We start from the raw sequence: 889 nt of genomic DNA on the forward strand, positions 1-889 counted from the left end.
GCCGACGCCGACGCCGACGCCGACGCCGACGCCGACGCCGACGCTGATGCCGACGCCGACGCCGACGCCGACGCCGATGCTGATGCAGATGCGGATGCTGATGCCGATTCAGACGCTGACGCCGATGCTGATGCTGATGCGGACGCCGATGCGGATGCCGATGCGGATGCCGATGCGGATGCCGATGCCGATGCGGACGCTGATGCTGACGCGGATGCTGATTCTGACGCAGATGCTGATGCAGACGCTGATGCCGATGCCGATGCCGATGCCGATTCAGATGCTGACGCCGATGCGGATGCAGATGCAGATGCCGACGCGGATGCTGATGCTGATGCTGATGCCGATTCGGACGCAGATGCAGATGCAGACGCTGATGCTGATGCTGATTCAGACGCCGACGCCGACGCCGACGCCGACGCCGACGCCGACGCCGACGCAGATTCAGACGCCGATGCGGACGCCGACGCGGATGCCGATGCGGATTCTGACGCAGATGCGGACGCAGATACTGATGCTGATGCTGATGCTGATGCTGACTCGGACGCTGATGCCGATGCCGATGCCGATGCCGATGCAGATGCCGATGCTGATGCCGATGCTGATGCCGATGCCGATGCCGATGCCGATGCCGATGCGGACGCTGATGCCGATGCTGATGCCGATGCGGATGCTGATGCCGATGCTGATGCGGATGCGGATGCGGATTCTGACGCCGACGCGGATGCCGATGCGGACGCTGATGCTGATTCAGACGCCGATGCCGATGCGGATGCCGACGCTGATGCCGATGCCGATGCCGATGCAGACGCTGATGCTGATGCTGATGCGGACGCCGACGCAGATGCGGACGCTGATGCTGATTCAGACGCCGATGCGGATGCGGACG

General features: G+C 64.0%; 1 protein-coding gene. It reads left to right on the forward strand.

Going from position 1 to position 889, the window contains the following annotated elements:
* The coding region (locus tag CR46_RS18485) for a hypothetical protein (protein WP_198023746.1) at positions 1-889 on the forward strand (889 nt) is incomplete at both ends.

This window comes from Vreelandella neptunia (assembly GCF_000712975.1).
GTDB classification, from domain to species: Bacteria; Pseudomonadota; Gammaproteobacteria; order Pseudomonadales; family Halomonadaceae; genus Vreelandella; species Vreelandella qaidamensis.